A 21,895-nucleotide genomic window follows, 5' to 3' on the forward strand; every position below is an offset into this window, starting at 1 on the left:
GCCGCACTACGCTAGGGGCGACTGATGCAGAATGGAATCGACGCCCATGTGTGAATTACTCGGAATGAACAGCAGCAAGCCAGCGGCGCTGAACTTCAGCTTCGCCGGTTTCAGCGAGCGCGGCGGGCGAACCGGCGAGCATCGCGACGGCTGGGGCATCGCCTTCCACGAGCCGGCCGGCTGCCGCCTGATCATCGACGACCGCCCGTCCATCGACTCGCCGCTGGCGCACGCCCTCAAGCACAATCCGGTCAAGGCCAAGAACGTGGTGGCGCATATCCGCAAGGCGACCGAGGGCGAGGTGGCGCCGCAGAACAGCCATCCCTTCACCCGCGTGCTGTGGGGCACGACCTGGTCGTTTGCCCACAACGGCAACCTGAGCACCTTCCGCCCGGCGCCCGATGCCCATTTCGTACCGGCCGGCGAAACCGACAGCGAGCGCGCCTTTTGCTACCTGCTGGCCGGCCTGCGGCGCCGTTTTCCGGTGCAGCCGCCCTCGCGCGCGGCCCTGTTTGCGGCGGTGCAGACCATGGCGGCGGTGATCGCGCGCCACGGCACCTTCAATTTCATCGTCTCGAACGGCGACTTTTTGCTGGCCCACTGCTCGACCCAGCTCCATTACGTGGTGCGGGCCTACCCGTTCGCCAGCGCCAGCCTGGTCGATTGCGACCTGCAGATCGATTTTCGCCAGCATAACCATCTGGACGACCAGATCGTCGTGATCGCCACCCTGCCCCTGACCACGGGCGAGCAATGGCACCGTTTCGAGCCGGGCGAACTGAAACTGTTTTGCGGCGGCGCGCCGCAGGCGGTCCACCCCGGACCCGGCAGCGACAGCGGCAGCAAACCGCTGCGCCTGCTCATGAGTTATTAATCAGTTACTGAATCACCCTCCCCCACCAACGTAAAGGAACAGCATGGCTATCTCGGAAATCAATGTGCGCAATCAGTTCAGGGGCAAGATCAAGGAAATCATCGCCGGGCCGGTGGTATCGGAAGTCGATGTCGAGACGGCGCACGGCATCGTCACCTCGGTCATCACCAGCCGCTCGATCCAGGATCTGGACCTGAAGGTCGGCAGCGAAGTCATCGCCCTGGTCAAATCGACGGAGGTCTCGATCGCCAAGATTCAGTAGGCCGCCCTCGTCCGCCACGGCAAGGTATGATGGCGGCATGAAGATTGGCTTCCTGCTGCTGTCATCCCTGTTTTCCTGTGCCCTGGTGCTGCCCGCGCGTGGCGCCGACCTCGTGTTCGGCGTCTCGACCGGCAGCGCCATGCCCATGACCCGCTTCCACCAGGACGAACTGACCGGCGGCCTGCTCAAGGATGTCGGCGACGCCCTGGCGAGTGAACTGAACGTGCGCCCGCGCTACCTGACCTTGCCGCGCAAGCGGGTTGAAGCTGCGCTGGAAAACGGCACGGTGGACCTGCTGTGCGACCTGCGTCCCGAATGGCTCGACGGCAAGCGCTGGCAATGGTCGGACACCGTCTTTTCCAACAAGCAGATCATTGTCGGCCGCGTTGACACCCCGCCCCTGGCCACCCTGCGCGAACTGGCCGGCGCGCGCACCGGCACCATCACCGGCTACCGCTATCCCGCGCTGGAACGCGAACTGGGCCGGCAATTCGTGCGCGACGACACCGCCAGCGACGACCTGAACCTGCGCAAGCTGCTGCGCCGCCGCTTCGATTACATGCTCACCAATTCCCTGTATTACGATTACCAGCGGCGCGCCCACGCCGAGCGCGTGCGCCTGAGCCGCACGGCCCTCACTGTCGAACATTTTGACACGTACTGCGCGCTGCCGCCCAGCGGCAAGCTGACCCTGGCGCAAGTCAACCGCGCCCTGCTGGCGCTACGCAAGAATGGCAAAATGCAAGCCATTCTCGAGAGCTACCAGCCCGCCAACTGAACCGTTCAGGCCGCTTGTGCGGGATCAAGGCCGCGCACCCGACCGCATTTAGTATGACCTGACGTCCATCACGCGCAGGCCAGCCATGCCTTCCCTTTCTCCAAGCGTTCCGTCAACCGCTTTCGACAGCCAGCATTTCCGCCAGGCGCTGTCGCAGTTCGCCACTGGCGTGACCATCGTCACCGCCGCCCTGCCCGGCGGCCGCCTGGTCGGCGTGACCATCAATTCCTTCAATTCGGTGTCGCTCGATCCGCCGCTGGTGTTGTGGAGCCTGGCGCACAAGGCCAGCAGCATGGCCGCGTTCGAGGCGGCCGCCGGCTACGTCATCAACGTGCTGGCCGACGGCCAGGCCGATCTGGCGCAACGCTTCGCCCGATCCGGCGACGACCGCTTCGACACGGTCGACTTCACGCTCTCGCCGCAAGGCATGCCTGTGCTGGCCGGCACCGTTGCCTCATTCGAGTGCCGCCCGCGCAGCCGCTATGTCGAGGGCGACCATGTCATTTTCGTCGGCGCGGTCGAGCGCTGCCAGTTTCATCCGCACCGGTCGCTCGGGTTTCACCGCGGCCGGTTTATCGCCATCAGCTGACCGGGTGCCGCCATGAGCCATAACCTGCTAACCTTTGTCAACCACGCCTGCTTCCACCTCGCCAACGACAACACCGTGCTGCTGGCCGATCCCTGGGTCGAGGGGCCGGTCTTCAACAACGGCTGGAGCCTGCTCGACACCAGCACCTCGAACGCGGCGCTGATCAGGGATATCGCCGCGCTCAAGCGCAACACCTTCATCTGGTTTTCGCACGAGCATCCCGACCATTTTTCGGTGCCCTTCGTCAAGCGGCTGCGGCGCGACTTTGCCGGCAAGGTGACCATGCTGTTCCAGCACACCAAGGACAAGCGCGTGGTCAACTTCTTGCGCAGCAATGGCTTCGATGTCATCGAATGCCTGCCCGGCGTGCCGGTCGCGCTCGACACCGACATGCGCATCACCGTGTTTCCCCACGCCGACGGCGATTCGTACTGCCTGGTCAGTTCGGGCGGGCGCCACCTGCTCAACCTGAACGATTGCGCCCTGGCCAGCGCCGCCCAGTGCGCGCTGGTGAAGTCCAGCATCGCGCTGCTGTGCGACCGGGTCGATGTCCTGACCACCCAGTTCGGCTACGCCAACTGGGTCGGCAACCCGTTCCAGGCCGAACAGCGCTGCGCCGCCGCGGCCGAAAAGCTGCACCGCATCAAGCTGCAGATCGATGCCTTCACGCCCAAAATCACCGTGCCTTTCGCTTCCTTCGTCTCCTTTGCCCACATCGACAATTGCTACATGAACGACCACCAGAACACGCCGCGCCGCGTGGCGCAGTGGGCGCGGCTCTCGCGCGCTACCGATTCGGTGCGCTTCCTGCAGCCGGGCGATACCATCGCGCTGGGGGTGGACACGGCCGAAAGCCTGGCCTGGGCCAGCGACGCCGCCGTCGAGCACTGGGAGCGGCTGCTGGCGGTGCCGTGCGACCTGCTGCCATCCGAGCCGCCCGCCACGCCATCCCAGGTGCGCGTCGCCGTCGAGAAATACCGCAAGGGCGCCAACGCCAACCTGCTGGGGCTGCCCTGCCTGCTCGAACTGGTGGGACTGATCAAACCGCTGGTCATCCGCATTCCCGACATCGCCATGACGATCCGCGTGTCTTACCTGCGCGGCTGCACCGCGCTGCACGACGACGAGTTCGCGGATATTTCAATGACCTCGCCCAGCGCGGTGTTCCTGTTTGCCAATGAATACGGCTTCAACACGACCCACGTCAACGGCCGTTTCCGGGCCAGCGACAGCGGCGCGGTGCAGCGTTTCAGCCGCTTTTTCATGCCGCAGAACCTGGGCCGCCAGGGCTATGGCGTGCAGCATCCGCTGGCCACGCTGCGCTACCTGGCCGCCGGCCTGATAAGCCGGCTGCTGAGGCGCCTGGCCGCCATGCAGCGGCGCGTGGCGAAGTAAGCCACAACGCCGTAAATACTTCTTCGCAGCAAGTTCGGCCCATGGTACATTTTCTCCAGCAGCTACCCATTTCGGGTGACGCTCAACAGGGAGATGACCATGAAAGCCATGATAAGGGCCGTACTTGCCGGCGCCGCGTTCACGCTCACGACGTCCTTTGCCGCGCAGGCAGCCGACACTACCGCCGATGCGGTCGCCATGGTGGACAAGGGCGTGGTCTTCCTGCAAAAGAATGGCAAGGACGCGCTGATCGCCGCCATCAACAGCAAGAATCCCGAATTCGTCAACGAGACCACCTACCTGACCATGCGCGCCCTCGACGGCACCCAGCTGGCGCACCCGACCAATCCCAAGCTGGTCGGCAAGAACATGGTGGTGCTGCCCGATGCCGACGGCAAGCTGTTCCGCAAGGACATCATCGACCAGGCCAAAAAGGTTGGCAAGGGATGGGTCGATTACCGGTACAACAACCCGACCAATGGCCAGATCGAGAAGAAATCGACGTATTTCCTTAAGAGCGGCGATGTCATTCTTGAGGCGGGGATTTACAAGGGCAAGTGAGGCAAAGTTCACCTCCGTCGTTTCTGGCAATGCCAGGAACGACGGAGCTGAGAATAGCGTCTACCCGACCTCAAATCGACTATTTTGGCATGAGCACCTTGCGCGATTGGTCAGACCACTTTAGAATGGCCTGACCAAAAGATGTGCAGGCCTCCATGCTCCAGAACGTCACACTTGCTCCCGACAGCTCCCTCGCGCACGAACCGCGGCTGTACCGCATTGTCGCCGGTCGCATCGAGGAACTGATCCGCGACCAGGCGATCGGCGCCGGCGAACGCCTGCCGCCCGAACGCGAGATGGCGACCCGCCTGGCCGTCAGCCGCGCCTCCCTGCGCGAAGCCCTCATCGCCCTCGAACTGCGCGGCGTCGTCGACGTGCGCGGCGGCTCCGGGGTCTACGTCAGCCGCATCCAGCCACCCCGCGCCGAACTTGAAGAAGCCGGCCCCGGCCCGTTCGAGGTGCTGGCCGCGCGCCGCCTGGTCGAAGCCGAGGTGTGCGCCAGCGCCGCCCGCATGGCCAGCGACAGCGCCATCGACGCCATCCGCACCGCCGTCATCGACATGGAACGCCAGCACGACAATTACAGCAGCAACGAGCAGCTCGACCGCAACTTCCACCTGGCGATCGCCCGCGCCACCGGCAACAGCGCCATGGTCGGCGCGGTCGACCACCTGTGGAAGCAGCGCGGCCGCCTGTGGCACAAGCTCAAGGAACATTTCCAGACCGAAGAACTGCGCCAAGCCACGCTGCTCGACCACCGCCGCATCCTCGATGCGATCGTGGCGCGCGACCCGGCCGGCGCGCACGCCGCCATGCGTGCCCACCTGGAACGGGTGACACGCACCTTTTCGCGGGGATAAACACAGAACCATCCATATCAGCAGGCAGCAGGCGCAAAGAACGCCGCGCCACCAGGACCACCATTATTGACCACGTCGACCCCGGCTCACGCCTTCGTCGCCATGGCACAGGATACGCGAGGTGTCCTGACCAGCTTCCGCGCCGGCTTCCGCGCCGCGGCCGGAGGCTTCTAATGTCAAACAATAATCCGCAGGAGACCGTCCCACATGAACAAGCAAACCAGCTCGACCCACTCGAAACTCGTGTTGTCGTCCATCACCCTTGCGGTGCTGACGATGATGAACCAGGCCGCGGCCCAACAGCTTGACGCCGGCATGCAGCGCATCGAAGTGACGGGGTCGAGCATCAAGCGCCTGGCGACCGAGATGGCCCTGCCGGTATCGACCATCAAGGCCGAGGAATTCGCCAAGCGCGGCATGACCAGCCTGGCCGACGTGATGATGGCGCTGCCGCAATCGAACTCGCTGGCGCCGTCCAACGCCGGTTCCGGCACCAACATCAACCTGCGCGGCCTGGGCGTGAACCGCACCCTGGTGCTGCTCAACGGCCGCCGCCTGGCCAACGAAGCGATCGCCGACGGCTACGCCAACCTCGACGTCATTCCGATGAGTTCGCTCCTGCGGGTGGAAATCCTGCGCGACGGCGCCTCCTCGATCTACGGTTCGGACGCCATCGGCGGCGTGGTCAACTTCATTACCAGGAACAGCGTCGAAGGCGGCAGCATCACCGCCCAGTACGTGCAGCCTGAAAAATCGGGCGGCGGCGACGAGCAGCGCCTGTCCGCCACCTTCGGCAAGGGCAACCTGGCCACCGACGGCTGGAATCTGTACGCCACCATCGATGGCCGCCAGCGCAGCCGCCTGGCCGCGCGCGACCGCGCCGAACTGAGCTCGCCCGAACTGCTGGCCAGCATCGGACGCGCCCCGACCCTGGGCAGCGGCGGCTACGCTTCCCCGGCCAATTTCACCACCGCCACCAACAAGACCGCCGCCAACCCGTACTACAAGTCCGGCTGCCAGGCGCCCTTCTCGATCCAGGGCGCCAAGAACACCTGCATCATCGACAGCAACGAATACGGCACCGCGCTGCACGAAACCAAACAGCTGACCTTCTACGCGCGCGGCACCAGACAGATCTCGGACGACCACACGCTGAGCCTGGACTACATGCGCGGCGAGTCGGCCATCATCTCGGCCCGTAATCCGACCAACAGCGTGACCGCCAAGGGCGTCGCCGCGCGCGTGCCGGCCACCAGCAAATGGTATCCGGGCGGCGCCGGCGGCGTGCCCGCCGTGGCCGGCCTGAAAGGCGAACCGCTGATCGTGACCTGGAGCGTGGCCGACCTGGGCCGGGCCAGCAACAAGGATGTGCAGCTGAACCAGCGCCTGGCGCTGGTCGATGAAGGCAAGATCGGCGAGTGGGATTACAAAGCCGGCCTGGTCTACGGCCACAGCGGACGCAAGAACTACTACAACACCGGTTATGTCAGCGGTCCCGGCCTCAACAGCGGCCTGGCCAGCGGCGTGCTCAACCCCTTCGGCCTGCAGGACGGAGCCGGCAAGGGCTACCTGCGCGATATCTCCGTCGACGGCCAACTGAACCGCGATTCGACCAGTACCTTCGCCGGTGTCGACGCCACCGCCAGCCGCTCGCTGATGCAACTGCCGGGCGGCGCGCTGGCGATGGCGGTCGGCATCGACATCCACCGCGACACCACCGAAGACACGCGCCTGGGCATCACCAACGAGGTCAGCTACGCGAATGCCTCGTCCTCGCACGGTAACGGCGCGCGCAACGTCTCGGCCCTGTACGCCGAGCTCGATATCCCGATCAGCAAGCAACTGACCGTCAACCTGGCCGCGCGCGACGATTATTTCAGCGACTTCGGCAACACCTTCAACCCGAAAGCGAGCTTCCGCTACGAGCCGTCGAAAACCCTGATGTTCCGCGGTTCGGCCAACACCGGTTTCCGTGCGCCGACCCTGTTCGACCGCTACGGCTACCGCCTGCCGGGCGCCAACGGCAACACCTCCGGCAAATGGGATGATCCAACGCTGTGCCCTGGCGGCAAACCGGGCGTGGCCGGCAGCGGCACCGCCGTGGCGGGCGCTGTGGCCTCGGAAGTGTGCAATGTGGCCCTGCCCAAGCAAACCGGCAGCAACGACCAGCTGACCCCGGAAACCTCGCGCGGCTGGACCCTGGGCCTGGTGGTGGAACCGGTCAAGAACCTGACCGTCTCGCTCGACTACTGGAACATCCGCATGAAGGACATGCTGGCCAACCTGCCGGAGCAAGTCTACTTCCAGGACCCGGTCAAGTACAAAGAGCTGTTCGTGCGTAATCCCGACGGCACCCTGGCCTACATCAAGAACGTGACGATGAACCTGGGCGGCCAGAAAACCTCCGGTATCGACCTGACCGCCAACTACGCGCTGCCGCGCATGGATATCGGCGAGTTCAAGTTCCAGCTCGACGGCACCTACCTGACCCAGTTCGACAACCAGCTCGAAAAAGACAGCAAGTTTGTCTCCAACGTCGGCCGCTTCGGCCTGGCCAGCAACGGCACCACCAGCAGCTTCCCGATCATCACCTACCGCTGGAAGCACACGCTGACAACGAGCTGGAAGCGCGGCGACTGGAGTTCGCAGCTGACCCAGAACTACAACTCGCACTACGACGACCAGAACCTGGTGGCGCCCGAATATCACCGCGAGATCAAGCCGTACGCGGTCTGGAACCTGACCGGCACCTACAGCGGCTTCAAGAACATCAGCATCGTGGCCGGCGTGACCAACATGTTCGATGAAAATCCGCCGGTCACCAACCACAGCGGCTACACCTTCGGCTACCTGAGCAGCGCCGCCAATCCGATCGGCCGCTCGTACAATCTGCGCATGACGTACAGCTTTTAATCGACAACTTCTGATCAGGCAGGAACTTTCATGAACAAGCATTCGATCGACACCCGGCGCCGCGCCCTCCTGCGCGGCGCCGGGGCCGCCGGCCTGGCCCTGGGCGGCGGCGGCATCACCCTGCCGGCCCTGGCCGAAGACAAACCGTCCGACCCATGGCAGCAGGCGCACGCCATTGCCAGGCGTTTCAAAACGCCGCTGGTATTTCGCAAGCAGGACTTCATGATCACCGCGCACGGCGCCAAGCCGTGCAAGGTGACCACCGTCAAAGGCTTCATCGGCCACCACGAAGCGGGCATGGTCAAAACGCCCGCCGCCGGCGCGCACGACTGCTATCCGGCCATTGCCGCGGCGATTGCCGCCTGCGCCAAGGCGGGCGGCGGACGGGTGATCATTCCCGCCGGCGCCTGGCTGTGCAAGGGCCCGATCGTGCTGCGCTCGAACGTGCATGTGCACCTCAAGTCCGGTGCGCACGTGTTCTTCAGCAACGACCCTGACGATTTCGCCAAATACGGCGAAGTCGACTGCGGCCCCAACGGCAAGCTGACCCTGTCGCGCTGGCAGAGCAACGATTGCCTGAACTATTCGCCGCTGGTGTACGCGCACAAGCAGAACAATATCGCCCTGACCGGCGAGGACTGGACCAGCATTCTCGACGGCCAGGGCGGCGTGCCGCTGGGCGGCGGCGACTGCTGGTGGGACTGGAAGGTCAAGCGCAGCGGCGCCAGGGAACTGGCATCGCAGGTGGCCGTGAACCCGGCCAATCCGCCCAGCATCCTGAGCGTGGCGCCGAACCTCACCCCGGCCCAGGTCAAGCTGATCGAAGGCGACAGCAGCCGCTGGCGCCACGATGAAGCTTACCTGCCCTCCTTGTCGGAAGCCGGCGTGCCGGTCGGCAAGCGCGTGTTCGGCCGCGGCCACTACCTGCGCCCGTGCATGATCGAGTTCATCGACTGCACCAGGGTGCTGCTCAAGGGCTACCAGGTCAACCAGGCACCGTTCTGGCTGCACCACCCGGTCGCTTGCCGCGACCTGGAAATCCGCAAGGTCCACATGGACAGCATGGGCCCGAACAGCGATGGTTTCGATCCGGAAGCGTGCGACAACGTGCTGGTCGAAGACTGCACCTTCAACACCGGCGACGATTGCATCGCCATCAAGGCCGGCAAGAACCTCGATACCCAGCATGGCCCGACCCGGAACGTGCTGATCCAGAACTGCATCATGAACAGCGGCCACGGCGGCGTGACCCTGGGCAGCGAAATGTCGGGCGGCATCGAGCATGTGTACGCGCAGGACATCGAGTTCCGCAACGTGAACTGGGCCACCAGCCCGCTGAGCACGGCCATCCGCATGAAGACCAATATGAACCGCGGCGGCTTCCTCAAGCATTTTTACGTGCGCAACGTGACGATACCGAACGGGGTGCAGACCACGCCGCATTTTTACAATCCCCTGCCCGGCTCGCCTATCGCACCGAAATCGGTATCGTCCTCGGCCGGCGCGGTCGTCACCATCGATTGCGATTACGCGCCGACCGCCGACAACGTGCGCACGCGCCCGCCGGTGGTATCGAACGTGCACATCTCGAACGTCAAGGTCGGCAACGTCAAGACCAAGGCCGGCACCTTCTCGTGCTACCAGGCCATCATGCTGCTCGGTCCGGTCGCCTTCGATTACAACGGCAACGACCCGTCGCTGATCGTGCCGATCACCGACATCACGATCACCGACTGCGACTTCGGCACCCCGGCCAATGCCGACAATCCCTGGTTCGCCTACAACGTGAAGTCGGCAAAACTGACCAACGTGACCATCGGCGGCAAGGTGTACAACACCACCCTGACGGCGTAAGCCATCCTGTTTTTGACGAGGAAATAACGATGTAGCCTGCTGTTTCACTTTACTGGACGACAAAAAAATGAAAACAAAAACAATGTTGGAGACACTCGCGGTCGTGGCACTGATCGCGGGACAAGCACACGCGGCGCCCCTGCCGCTGCAGCACACCACCATCAGCGCGACCTATAACGGGTCCGCTGACGGCATGCTGGGACTGGACCAGCTGTTCGCCCCCGTTCCCGGGTCGAACGTCACGGCAATCGATCCCGGCGGCGCCAACGGGGTCGAGTTTCTCAGCGCCGACTTCCTGTTCGGCATCGATTTTGCCGAAGACGGCGTGCTCACGGTGTTTAACAATGGACCGGTGAGCGCGGGGCCGTACAGCATGCGCTTCGATTTCGGCGCCAGCCTGGCCGCGCCATTGACCCGCTTCACGCTGATCGACAGCGCCGCCGTGGGCGGCCTGCCGGTGCTGAACCTGATCGATGGCCATAGCATCAGCCTCGATCTGTCCGCGCTCGACTGGGGCGCCGGCTTCAACAGCTTCAGCGCGCGCCTCGAAGCGGCGCCCTCGCCCGTGCCGGAACCGGCCAGCGTCACGCTGATGCTGGCCGGCTTTGCCGCCATCGCGATCGTGCGCCGCCGCGCCCCCAAAGCCTAGTCACCGGAGAATCCAATGAATGAAGCACCGATCAGGGCCGCTGCTCTCAGCGCCGCCCTGCTGATGGCGGCCGCCTGTAGCCAGGCCCAGGCAGCCGTCGATCCCGCGCGCCAGAGCGCTCCCGCCGACGGCTGGGCCAGCCAATCCGGCGGCACCGTGGGCGGCGCCAGCGCCGTTCCCGAACAGATTTACACCGTGGCCGACCGCGCCCAGCTGCTCGCCGCCCTGCGCAACGGCGGCAACAGCAGCAAGATCATCAAGCTGACCGGCATGATCGACATGAGCGGCGGCATTCCCTACGTCAGCACCGGCGACCAGGCCGCGCGCGGCGCCATCCGCCTCGGCAGCAACACGACACTGATCGGCGCGGGGGCCAATGCCGGCATCGTCAACGGCCATATCGCGGTACAAAACGTCGAGCAGGTGATCATCCGCAACCTCAAGATCATGAACCCCTGCGACGCCGGCCCCATCTGGGACCCGCTCGACGGCGCCAGCGGCAACTGGAATTCGGCCTACGACGCGATCGGCATTTCCAACTCGCACCACGTCTGGATCGACCACAACAGCTTTACCGACACCCCGCTGACCGACGACTTGCAGCCCATCGAAAACGGCAAGCACAAGCAGTGCCATGACGGCGCGGTCGACATCACCAACGCCTCCGACTTCGTCACGCTGTCGTACAACCATTTCGGCCAGCACAACAAGAACAACCTGATCGGGTCGAGCGACACGGCCACCACCGACGAAGGCAAGCTGCGCATCACCTTCAGCAACAATGTGTTCGCCGATGTCACCCAGCGCTCGCCACGGGTGCGCTTCGGGATGGTCCATCTGTTCAACAACTACTACACGGGCAGCAAGTCGGCGCCGATTTATCCCCATATGGTTAGCGTGGGCGTGGGCCAGAGCGCCAAGATCCTGTCGAATAACAACGTCTTCGCCATCGCGGGCGCCAGCACCTGCGCCGATGTCGTCTCCTCTCCGAGCGGCAGCGGCGGCACCTTCAGCGACAAGGGCTCGGTGCTGAACGGCGTGGCGCTGCCGGCGTGCGCGGTCGCGCCAGCCGCCTGGAGCGCGCCGTACGCGTTCACGCCGCGCCCGGTGGCGCTGGTCAAGGCCAATGCCCTGGCGCAAGCCGGCGGCGGCAAGCTGAGCACCAGCATCACGGGCACCGGCGACACCAGCACCGACACCGTGCCGACCCAGTTCTGCCCCGCCGGCGGCCTGTATTTCTGCGACGACTTCCAGGATGGATCGGGCGCGCGCTGGAACCTGCTGCCGCTGGCCGGCCCGAACGGCGCCTTCAACGTGCAGCTCGATGCCTCCGGCACCACCAACAAGGTGCTGCAGTACACGGCCGCCAGCACCGGCGGCATCCTGGCGCTGGTCAAGCCGGACGCCTTCAAGGGCGTGCCCTCGGGCGACTATTTCGTCGAAGCGCGCATCCGCCCGCTGACCAACAGCACCACCGGCAACAAGCAGCTGTACCTGATCACGCGCTACGTCGACCCGGCCAACTGGTACGGTGCCGGCCTGAACGTGCAGAACGCGACCAGCAGCACGCAGGTCGAGATCGCCCGCATGCTCGGCAACAGCTTGAGCAAGATCAAACAGTCCAAGCGCGCCATCGCCATGGATGCGCAGTTCTACACCGTGCGTTTCGAGATGATCGGCAGCACCCTGACCCTGTATCTCGATGGCGAGAACCTCGGCTCGGTGAGCGACGCCAGCTTCGCCGCGCGCGGCCTGATCGGCCTGTACACGACCAACAAATCGTTCCAGATCGACGATGTGCGGGTCGGCGATCCGCGCATGAAACCGGTGCAGCTGACCCTGAACCCGCATCCGCTGACGTACACGGCCGAAGCGGGCGACGCGCCGCTGCTTGTCAACGTGGGTGCCAAAAAAGGCGACGGCAACATGGATGCCTTCACGGTGGAGTCCAGCAAGCCGGGTGTGGTGGGCGTGAGTGTCGACGGCGCCAGCGTCACATTGAGCCCACTGGCGGCCGGCAGCGCCAAGATCGTGTTTACCAGCGGCGCCGATCCGACGCTGTCGCGCAGCATCAGCGCCACCATCGCGCCCGCCTTCGTGCAGCCGACCCAGACCTACCGGCTGGACGGCGCCAGTTTCCCCGCCGCGGGGGCGCTGGACGAAGCCATCGACAGTGGGCTCAGCCTGACTTTCGACAGCCCGCCCACCCTGGGCACGGGCGGCACCATCCGCATCTTCCGCAAGAGCGACGATGCGCTGGTCGACGTGATCCGCCTGGCCGACGAAGTTGACACCATCGGCCATGCCGGGCAAGACCGTTTGCGCCGCGTGCGCTACCTGCCGGTCCGCATCGACGGCAGCACGGTGACCATCAAGCCGCACAACAACCGCCTCGCTTACGGCACTGGCTACTACGTGGCCATTGCCGACGGCGTATTCAACGGCGCGACCCTGGGCGGCACGCCGTTTCGCGGCATCGGCAAGGCGGGCGGCTGGAATTTTACGACCAAAGCCGGCGCCCCAGCCAGCGCCAGCCTGAGCGTGGACGACGACGGCCCGGCCGACTTCCGCACCGTGCAGGGCGCCATCAACCACGCGAGCGGCGCCTTCGCCAAGGCCGATCCGGTCACGATCAGCGTGCGCAACGGCAACTACGAAGAGTTGCTCTACCTGCGCGGCAAGGATAACCTGACGATCAAGGGCGAAAGCCGCGACGGCGTGGTGATCCACTACACCAACTACGATACGCTCAACCCCGGCACCGGGGCGAGCGAAGCGCCGGGGGGCAGCGGCGCGCCGCTGGGCGGACGTTCGGTGCTGCTGGTGGAAGCGGCCGACATGGTCACGCTCGACACGCTGACCCTGAAAAACACCACCCTGCGCTCGCCGGCCATCTCGTCCCAGGCCGAAGCGCTCTACTTCAACAGCGACGCCCGCCTGGTGGCCACCAACGCCGCCTTCCACAGCGAACAGGACACCCTGAACCTGAAGGGCTACGCCTGGTTCCACCGCTCCCTGGTGGCCGGCAACGTCGACTTCATCTGGGGCAGCGCGCGCGCCGCCCTGTTCGAGGAAAGCGAAATCCGCAGCGTGGGCGACAGCACCAGCGCGACCGGGGGCGGCTACGTGCTGCAGGCGCGTGTGCCGAACGCGGCCGACAAGGGCTTCGTTTTCCTCAACAGCAGCCTGACCCACGGCCCCGGACCCGGCCCCTTGCATGGCGACGTACCCAACGGCGCCACCTGGCTCGCGCGCAGCCCCGGCGGCACGGCCACCTGGGACAATATCGCCTTCATCAACTGCAGGATGGATGCGCACGTCGCCCCGGCCGGCTGGGCGGGCCTGGGCGTGAACGGCCAGCCGGCGCCCAACCCGGTCCAGCCGAACGCGGTATCGGGCTGGCGCGAGCATGGCAGCACCGACCTGCAGGGCACGCCCCTGAACCTGGCGGCCCGGGTGGGCGGCTACCTGCTGAGCGAGGAGGAAGCGGCGGCCGGTTTTGCCACCCGTGCCAAGGTATTTTCCGCATGGAACAACGGCCTCGGCTGGAATCCATAGAACGCATGGGGAACGCCGCGTCAAGTGGCGTTACTCCCATCCAACAACGGGTAAATACTAATAGGAATCCTGACCGTCAAGACATGCTAAGCTTAATGGGGCGCAACGCCTAAGCGGGTTCACCTCGCTGAAATGTTTTCCCGAAAGAGTTAACATGAAGATTCGGTCCTTCCTTGCGATGATGATCGTGGCGGCGCTGGCGCCGGTAATCCTGTTTTCCACCGTACCGCTGAGCCGCCTGATCCAGGCCGAGCGCGACGCCGCCGTGCTCTCGATGAGACTGGCGGCGCGCGCCACCTCGATCGCGGTCGACAGCCAGTGGCACCAGGCCATCGGCCTCATCCGCGGGCTGAGCAGCTCGAACAAGCTGGAGTCGGGGCAACTGGCCCAGTTCGGCATCAAGGCGCGCACCATGGCCGGCAACGAAGGCGCCTACATCGAACTGTTCGACGACAGCGGACAGTTGATCGTCGACACCACCCTGGCACCCGACGTGCCCCTGCCCGACACCCGCGCCATGCAGCGGGCGCGCATCGACCGCATGCTCTCCGGCTCGGCGTATGCGATCTCCGATCTGCAGCCAGGCAAATTACCCGACAGCTACGTGGTCCAGGTCGACTATCCCGTGTTTCTCGACAATGGCGTGCGCTATGTGCTCGGCTACGGCTTCGACGTCGACGACCTGATGCGCGCCCTGCCCGCGCCGGACGCCGACGGCACCAACTTCGCCGTGTACGACCGCAACGGCCGCCTGCTGGTCAGCAACGGCAAGCACGCTGCCGTGGGCAGCTTCGCGCCGGCGCCGGTGCTGGTCGCGATCCGCCTGCGCGAAAATGGCCTGGTCGGCACGCCGGACGGCCGCTATGCGATGCTGACCGCCTCCACCGTGTCGGGCTGGTGGGTGGCCATGTCCTCGCCGCGCGCCACCATCGACGGCACGGCGCGGCGCACGGTGCTCTATTCGGTGTCGGGCTTGCTCATCGCCCTGCTGCTGGCCGGGGCCGCCGCCCTGCTGTTCAGCGCGCGCGTGACCAAGGCGATTGCCCGCACCGGCGAAGCGGCGCGCTCGATGGTGGGCGGGCCGACCCGGCTGCCGCTGTACTCCGGCATTACCGAAGTCGACCGGCTCGACCAGAACGTGTACCTGGGCGCCCACCTGCTGGCCAGCGCCTCGGCCGAGCGCGAACGGCTGCTGTCCGAAGCGCAGCAGGCGCGCGAAATCGCCGAAGGCCAGAACCGCTCCAAGGATGAATTCCTGGCCATGCTCGGCCACGAGCTGCGCAACCCGATGGCGCCGATCAGCACCGCCGCCCATCTGCTCAGGATGCCCAACATCTCGCCCGAGCAGATGCGCCAGGCGGGCGACATCATTTCGCGCCAGGTCGACCATATGAACCATCTGGTGAACGACCTGCTGGACGTCTCGCGCGTGACGCGCGGCCTCATCACGCTGGAAAAGAAACCGGTATCCTTGCGCGCCATCCTGGCCGCCGCCGTCGAGCAGACCATGGGCAGCATGCACAAGGGTGGACACCGCTTCGAGACCGTCTGCGGCGAGGACGAATACTGGGTGCGCGGCGACGCCACGCGCCTGATCCAGGTGCTGACCAACCTGCTGGTCAACGCCGCCAAGTATTCGCCGCCGCAGTCATCGATCAGGGTGACCCTGGCGCGCGACGGCGAGCGCATCAGCATCGAAGTGAGCGACGACGGCAACGGCATCGAGCCGGAACTGCTGCCGCGCATTTTCGAGCTGTTTTCGCAGGGCCGGCGCACGCCGGACCGGGCCACGGGCGGCCTCGGGCTGGGCCTGGCGCTGGTGCGCAAGCTGGTGGAACTGCACGGCGGCAGCGTGATCGCCTACAGCGAGGGGGTCGGCAAGGGCAGCCGCTTCACCATCGAGCTGCCGGCGGCGGACATGCGCGCGGCCGACCTGGCAACCGACGCGCCCGTTGCGGCGGCCGAGATCGGCTGAAACGATGGATGACATGCGCGACGTCATCTTGCCGCGTTCGCCGTCACCCCAATTGATCGATCGCTGCCACAGCGCTATCGCCCGCCCATTTGACCTGGGGCATCGGATGCTCGCTGCAAAGCTGTGCGATTGGCCGCAGGGCGGCTGTCGGATAGAGCGCGATTTGCCCTGCCACTGCCTCCGCATAGAAAAAATGCCGATGCCCGGTCAAGCGCATGAGCAAGTCCATATCCACCGGCGCGAGCGACAGGATGGCCGATTCGACAACAGCCTCGTCGTCCTCGTTGTCAATGTCGAGCAAAGCATGGAGATAGCTGCCGAGGGCCGCCTGATCGCGATGCAGTGGCGTGGTGGACGGATGGAAATCGGTCAGCCAGGCGTCGCTTTCCCTGGCTTGCCGTGCGGCGTCGAGGAACTCGGCAAGGGAAGCGAACACCACACTCGACGCATCGCCGTCGTGGCAAAGAAAAAGGATGGCGCCGGCGAAGGGCCCGCGGGTCAGGTAGACGTGATGGTCGCTGGTATTGCCGTCATCGAGGACGATGCCGCCGTACGCCCTCATCAAACTGAGATCCTGGAAAGCCGTGGTTAACGCATCCGATTCGGCCCGGCCCGGCCCGGCCCGGCCCGGCCCAGCAAGTTGAGCTCGATGTCGAAGCGACCGATGTTGCCGGGGTCCATGGGCGCGTCGAAGTACGCGGCCAGTTCGGCGATGAAAGGCGCCGCCTCGACGGCGTCCTGTTTTTCCGGGCCGGAAGGCTCCGCCATGTCATTTCTCCTGAAAATAGTGCCAGCCTTATCCGGGCGTCAAGCCGAGCACGCCGGAGCGGGCCACGGGCCGCCTACGCCGGCGAGCCCCCCGCTCCCGGCAGTTGCGCGGCAGTCTCCGGCAACCGGTCGCCGGCGGGACAGGCGCAGTGGTTGTCGCCCAGGTCGATGTTATGCAACAGGCCGTAGTGCCGGAATGCCTCGCGCAAGTCGGCGCGCAACACCGCGTTATCCCACGGCTTGGTATAAAAACGGTAGATTGCGCCCTTGTTCACGGCCTTCATGATGGAGTCAAGGTCGGTGTACCCCGACAGGACAATACGAAAACTGTCCTGGTACATTTCCTTGACCCGGTCGAAGAATTCGGTGCCGCTCATGTCCGGCATGCGCTGGTCGCAGATAATCACCTGCACGCAGTGCTGCGCCAGCAGGTCGAACCCCTCGGCGGCCGAGCCGGCGCACAGGATGTGGTAGCCGTCGTCGCGCAGCAGGCGCCGCAAGGAAGAGAGCACGTGGGCGTCGTCGTCGACCAGCAGCAAGGTCTTGCGGTAGGGCAGGATTGCCGGCGCCGGCAGCTGCATCTGGCGCTCGTTGAGCAGCAGCGCCTCCAGCTCCGGCAGCGCCAGCGGCCGGCTGAAGAAATAGCCCTGCACCTGGTCGCAGCGATTGCGTTTCAAAAAGGCGAGCTGGGCGGCCGTCTCGACGCCTTCGGCGATGACGTGCAGTTTCAGGCTGTGGGCCATGCCCAGGATCGCCTGCACGATGGCGGCGTCGTCCGGATTGCTGGTCACTTCGCGGATAAAGGCGATGTCGATTTTCAGCTTGTCGATCGGGAAGCGGCGCAGGTAGGCCAGGCTCGAATAGCCGGTGCCGAAGTCATCGATCGAAATCTGCACGCCGCGCCGTTTCAGGTCCTTGAGCGTCTTGATCGTGCGTTCGGTATTGACCATCAGGGAGCTTTCGGTCAGTTCCAGCTCGAGCAGCTCGGGCGGCACGCCGTGCCGTTCCAGCGCGGCGATGACATCGCCATCGACGTCGCCCTCGGCCAGCTGGCGGCCCGCCACATTGACCGATACCTGGATCGGCCCCACGGGCGAGCGCAGCCATTGACCGATCTGGCGGCAGGCGTCATCGATGATCCAGCTGCCGACCTTCAAGATGAGTCCGGTTTCTTCGAGCGAGGCGATGAACATGTCCGGCCCGATCATGCCATAGCCCGGCCGCTCCCAGCGCAGCAAGGCTTCGAGGCCGGCCACGCAGCCGCTGTCGAGCGCGACCTTGGGCTGGTAATGCAGGACGAATTCGCCATTCTCGAAGGCCCGGCGCAAGGCTTTCTCCAGATCGAGCCGGGCCAGCACCTCGACATTCATCTGCGCCGTGAAAAAGCGGAAGGTGTCGCGCCCGGCCTGTTTGGCACGGTACATCGCCGTGTCGGCGTACTTGATCAGTTCGTCGGGCTCGCTGGCGTCGAGCGGGTGCATGGTGATGCCGATACTGGCCGTCACGTTCAGTTCATGCTGGCCCAGCACGAACGGCGCGCGCAGCACCTCGCGGATCTTGCCGGCCACGCCGGCGGCATCGTTCAGTTCATCCTGCATCACCAGGATCACGCCGAATTCGTCGCCGCCCAGGCGCCCGACCGTGTCGCGCGCACGCACGCATCCCAACAGGCGATTGGCGAACTGGATCAGCAGGTTGTCGCCCACGCCGTGGCCGAGGGTATCGTTGACGGTCTTGAAGTTGTCGAGATCGAGAAACAGCACCGCGACCGTCCAGCCATGCTGGGTGGCCTGGTGCAGCGTGCGGGTCAGGGTATCGTAGAACAGGGTGCGGTTCGGCAGGCCGGTGAGCCCGTCGTGATGGGCCTGGTACTGCAGGCGCAGCGCCGCCTCCTTGCGCTCGCTGATATCGCGCACCACGGCCACGATGATCCAGTCCGGCCCCGAGGCCAGGGCTTGCCGGTGAAACTCGACCTGCACCTGCGAGCCATCCTTGCGGATCAGCGCCATCTCGTCCGACAGGCTGCTGCCGCTGTTGGCCATGAGACGTTCGTACAGCGCCGCCATCCCGGGCCAGGTCGACTCGGCGGTAATATCGCACGGGCCCATGCCCAGCAGTTCCTCGCGCGAATAGCCGAGCATCCTGCTGGCCGCGGCGTTCAATTCGACAAAGCGCATGCTCGTGCAATTGACCAGGAAAATCGCATCATCGGTGCAATCCATCGCCGTGCGGAAGCGCCGCAACTCGTCCTCGCCCCGTTTGCGCTCGCTGACATCCATGTACATCACGACCACGCCGTGCAGGTTCTTGTCGGCCAGCGGCGTAACGGTGAGCAGCAGCCATGACTGGACCCCTGCCGTCCTGCAGGCATACTCGAACGACCAGTGGCGGGTGCGGCCGTTGAGCACCTGGCCGATGCCGTCGGCCACCTGGCGCGCCTGGCCGGCGCCTTCGCCGCTCACCAGCGCGCATTGCTCAAGGACGTTGGTGCCGACCGCATGGCCCGGACCGGCGGCGGCGGCTATGGCCAGCGGCATGTCGTATGCCGCCCATGCCTGGTTGACCGACATGATGACGCCATCGGCGTCGAGAATGGCGATGTAGGCGGGCAGCGAATTGAGGATCGCATCGAGCCGGCTGGCATCGTTCAGGCGCACCTGCGCCTGGGCGCGGCGCAGCAGGAACGGCTGCCCTTGGGGGTCGGTGATGGTATCGATTTCGCCGCCGGTCAATTCCTCCAGGCGGGCCACGTTGGCATGCAGCGCAGCGATCAGGTCGGTCACCTCGCCGTACCCTGTCTCCAATTCCAGGCTGGTGCTCATGGCACGTGGCCTTCCAGCCCGAGGGCCAGCAAGACCGACTGGGTCTGGCTCAGCGTGCCGACGATGCGGCTGACGCTGGCGGGGGCGAGCTTGAGCAGGGTCGGGGTCATGAAGATGGCATCGTCCAGTGCCCGCTTCGGTTCGCGAAAGACGTCCAGCACCTCGATCTGGTGCTGCTCGGGCAGATAGGTTTCGCACAATGCGCGCAGGTTGGCCCGGGCCAGCACCGAATTCTGGGCATCGCCCGCCACGTAGAGGCGGAATATGAAAATGGGCTTGGACTGGCTCATGCCGCACCGGGGCGCGGATGGGCGGCGTCGGCCCCGCGCAGTTCGGCCATCTCGCTGCGCCCGCGCGTCAGTTCGCGGGCCCGGCCCTCGGTGGTGCTGGCGAGCAGGGTTTTCTCGGCCTGCTTGGCGATCAGTTCGGCCTGCAGGGACTTGACCCGCACTTCCAGCTCGGCTTCCTCGGCGTCGAGCCGGACCTTCTTGAGCCTGGCGGCCGCCTCGGCCACTTCGGCGGCCACCCGCTCGGCACTCTCCTTTTCCCAGCGCATCGTGCCCATCAGCACTTCGCCGCCGGCCGTATAGGTGTCGGCCAGGGTGACGCCCTTGTCGCTCAGGATCAGTTCGCGCACCTGGTTCGAATGCGAGGTTCCGCGCGACTTGATGATCGACATGCCGCGATTGCGCTCGCCGCCCTGGACCAGGTAGTTCAGGTGAATCCAGGTATCGGCCAGGGTCGATATCTGCAGGGGCGAGCCGCCCTCGCTCTGGGTCGCCATTTCGTCGAGCAGGCTGGTGCACACGAGCGTGGTGCCGGCCCCCTTGGACCAGTCGATCAGGCGCTCGGCGACGTTGTGCGCGGTCAATTCGTTCCCCGATTTCGACAGGGTCGACACCGGATCGATGACCAGGCAACGCGCCTCGTGTTCCTCGGACAGCGCCTTGATGCGCCCCAGGTAGGTTTCGGCGCTGCCGGTGATGGTGCGCGCCGAGATGATGCGCAGCACGCCGCTGTGGACGTAGGGGGCCAGCCGGATGCCCACCGAATTGAGATTGCGCACGACTTCGGAACCGTCGGAATCGAAGCTGACGAACATGGTGCGCTCGCCGCGCTGACAGGCAGCCTCGGCGAATGCACCGCTCAGGGTGGTCTTGGCGGTGCCGGGAAAACCGGTGATGAGGACGCTGGCGCCACGGTAATAGCCGCCGCCCAGCATGGTATCGAGGCGCTCCACGCCGCTCGACACCCGCTCGCTCGAGACCAGCGTGTCGAGCCGGCCCAGGGTGCGCGCGACCGCCACTTCGAAACCCTTCTTGCTGATCAAAAAGGGCGACTCATTCTCGTCGAACACGGCGCCGCGGTATTTCTGAATCCGGATATTGCGCTGGGACACGCCAAGCACCACGCCATGATTGAGCAGTATCGAACAGTCGACCATGAATTGCATGAAACCGAGCGTCTGCTCGAGCATCGCGCCTGTCGCATCGCCGCCGGCCTTGGCGGTGATGATGGCCGTCAAGCCATTCGCCAGCAGCCAGTCGTGCAGCCGATAGATCTCGCGCCGCTTCGACATGGGATCGGGCAGCAGCGCCAGCACGATATCGAGCGCGTCGACGACCACCCGTTTCGCGTTCAGTGCCTTGACCTGTCCGTCCAGCACCGCCAGCATGCCGCTTAAATCGAAACTACCGGACAGGACCAGGTCGGGCGCGGGTTGCGCATCCAGGAAGCAGAGCTGATTGTTTTTCTGTAATTCGTCGATTCCCCAGCCAAAGCCTTGCGCATTGGCCACGATGCGTTGCGCCGATTCCTCGAAGGCGACGAAGATGCCCGGCTCGTCGCACTGGCGGGCGCCGTTGACCAGGAACTGCAGCGACACCACGGTCTTGCCGCAGCCGGGGCCGCCGGCCAGCAGCGTGGTGCGGCCGCGCGGCAAGCCGCCGCCGGTCATCTCATCGAGTCCGATAATGCCGGAGCGCGCCTTGGAGGCATCTGGCTGCGGTGGCGACACTGGCGCGTGCTTCATGGCAG

At 65.3% G+C, this 21,895-nt stretch carries 17 protein-coding genes; 12 read left to right on the forward strand and 5 right to left on the reverse strand.

What is annotated here, in order from left to right:
* Positions 1-46 precede the first annotated feature (46 nt).
* The 12 genes from RBA41_RS07590 to RBA41_RS07645 all read left to right on the forward strand — a co-directional run bounded on the left by RBA41_RS07590 (position 47) and on the right by RBA41_RS07645 (position 16,268).
* On the forward strand, positions 47-874 hold the full coding sequence (locus RBA41_RS07590; RefSeq protein ID WP_306622626.1) for a class II glutamine amidotransferase: 828 nt from the start codon (positions 47-49) through the stop codon (positions 872-874).
* A 43-nt stretch (positions 875-917) separates the two neighbouring features.
* Positions 918-1,136, forward strand: coding sequence for a TOBE domain-containing protein (locus RBA41_RS07595; RefSeq protein WP_054267531.1), 219 nt, complete (start codon positions 918-920; stop codon positions 1,134-1,136).
* Between the two features lie 37 nt (positions 1,137-1,173).
* Positions 1,174-1,914, forward strand: a complete 741-nt coding sequence (locus tag RBA41_RS07600; RefSeq protein ID WP_306622633.1) for a substrate-binding periplasmic protein — start codon at positions 1,174-1,176, stop codon at positions 1,912-1,914.
* An 85-nt stretch (positions 1,915-1,999) separates the two neighbouring features.
* Positions 2,000-2,503, forward strand: a complete 504-nt coding sequence (locus RBA41_RS07605; protein WP_306622634.1) for a flavin reductase family protein — start codon at positions 2,000-2,002, stop codon at positions 2,501-2,503.
* Between the two features lie 12 nt (positions 2,504-2,515).
* The gene (locus tag RBA41_RS07610; protein ID WP_306622636.1) at positions 2,516-3,898 is read left to right on the forward strand and encodes a hypothetical protein; all 1,383 of its coding nucleotides are present in this window, start codon (positions 2,516-2,518) and stop codon (positions 3,896-3,898) included.
* A 99-nt stretch (positions 3,899-3,997) separates the two neighbouring features.
* Positions 3,998-4,459, forward strand: coding sequence for a cache domain-containing protein (locus RBA41_RS07615; protein ID WP_306622638.1), 462 nt, complete (start codon positions 3,998-4,000; stop codon positions 4,457-4,459).
* Positions 4,460-4,614: 155 nt separating this feature from the next.
* Positions 4,615-5,319: a FadR/GntR family transcriptional regulator gene (locus tag RBA41_RS07620; RefSeq protein WP_306622640.1), complete on the forward strand. Its 705-nt coding sequence runs from the start codon at positions 4,615-4,617 to the stop codon at positions 5,317-5,319.
* Positions 5,320-5,526: 207 nt separating this feature from the next.
* On the forward strand, positions 5,527-8,232 hold the full coding sequence (locus RBA41_RS07625; protein WP_306622643.1) for a TonB-dependent receptor: 2,706 nt from the start codon (positions 5,527-5,529) through the stop codon (positions 8,230-8,232).
* A gap of 30 nt (positions 8,233-8,262) precedes the next feature.
* On the forward strand, positions 8,263-10,086 hold the full coding sequence (locus RBA41_RS07630) for a glycoside hydrolase family 28 protein (RefSeq protein ID WP_306622645.1): 1,824 nt from the start codon (positions 8,263-8,265) through the stop codon (positions 10,084-10,086).
* An 82-nt stretch (positions 10,087-10,168) separates the two neighbouring features.
* Positions 10,169-10,735: a PEP-CTERM sorting domain-containing protein gene (locus RBA41_RS07635; RefSeq protein WP_306622647.1), complete on the forward strand. Its 567-nt coding sequence runs from the start codon at positions 10,169-10,171 to the stop codon at positions 10,733-10,735.
* A gap of 15 nt (positions 10,736-10,750) precedes the next feature.
* Positions 10,751-14,293: a pectinesterase family protein gene (locus tag RBA41_RS07640; protein WP_306622650.1), complete on the forward strand. Its 3,543-nt coding sequence runs from the start codon at positions 10,751-10,753 to the stop codon at positions 14,291-14,293.
* A 154-nt stretch (positions 14,294-14,447) separates the two neighbouring features.
* Positions 14,448-16,268, forward strand: a complete 1,821-nt coding sequence (locus RBA41_RS07645) for a sensor histidine kinase (RefSeq protein ID WP_306622653.1) — start codon at positions 14,448-14,450, stop codon at positions 16,266-16,268.
* A gap of 43 nt (positions 16,269-16,311) precedes the next feature.
* Here the strand turns inward: RBA41_RS07645 and RBA41_RS07650 are convergent, their stop codons facing one another.
* The 5 genes from RBA41_RS07650 to kaiC form a co-directional block, all read right to left on the reverse strand.
* Positions 16,312-16,830: a hypothetical protein gene (locus tag RBA41_RS07650; RefSeq protein ID WP_306622655.1), complete on the reverse strand. Its 519-nt coding sequence runs from the start codon at positions 16,828-16,830 to the stop codon at positions 16,312-16,314.
* Between the two features lie 26 nt (positions 16,831-16,856).
* Positions 16,857-17,036 (reverse strand): hypothetical protein, encoded by a 180-nt coding sequence (locus RBA41_RS07655; protein WP_306622657.1) that lies wholly within the window; start codon positions 17,034-17,036, stop codon positions 16,857-16,859.
* 74 nt (positions 17,037-17,110) lie between these two features.
* Positions 17,111-19,858, reverse strand: coding sequence for an EAL domain-containing protein (locus RBA41_RS07660; RefSeq protein WP_306622659.1), 2,748 nt, complete (start codon positions 19,856-19,858; stop codon positions 17,111-17,113).
* Complete coding sequence (locus tag RBA41_RS07665) at positions 19,855-20,148, reverse strand: circadian clock KaiB family protein (RefSeq protein WP_306622661.1); 294 nt, start codon at positions 20,146-20,148, stop codon at positions 19,855-19,857. The genes RBA41_RS07660 and RBA41_RS07665 overlap by 4 nt, the downstream gene beginning before the upstream one ends.
* On the reverse strand, positions 20,145-21,890 hold the full coding sequence (kaiC, locus tag RBA41_RS07670; protein WP_306622663.1) for a circadian clock protein KaiC: 1,746 nt from the start codon (positions 21,888-21,890) through the stop codon (positions 20,145-20,147). The genes RBA41_RS07665 and kaiC overlap by 4 nt, the downstream gene beginning before the upstream one ends.
* Between the last annotated feature and the right edge of the window lie 5 nt (positions 21,891-21,895).

Origin of the sequence: Massilia scottii (assembly GCF_030846495.1) — a bacterium.
Classification (GTDB): Bacteria; Pseudomonadota; Gammaproteobacteria; order Burkholderiales; family Burkholderiaceae_D; genus Telluria_A; species Telluria_A violaceinigra.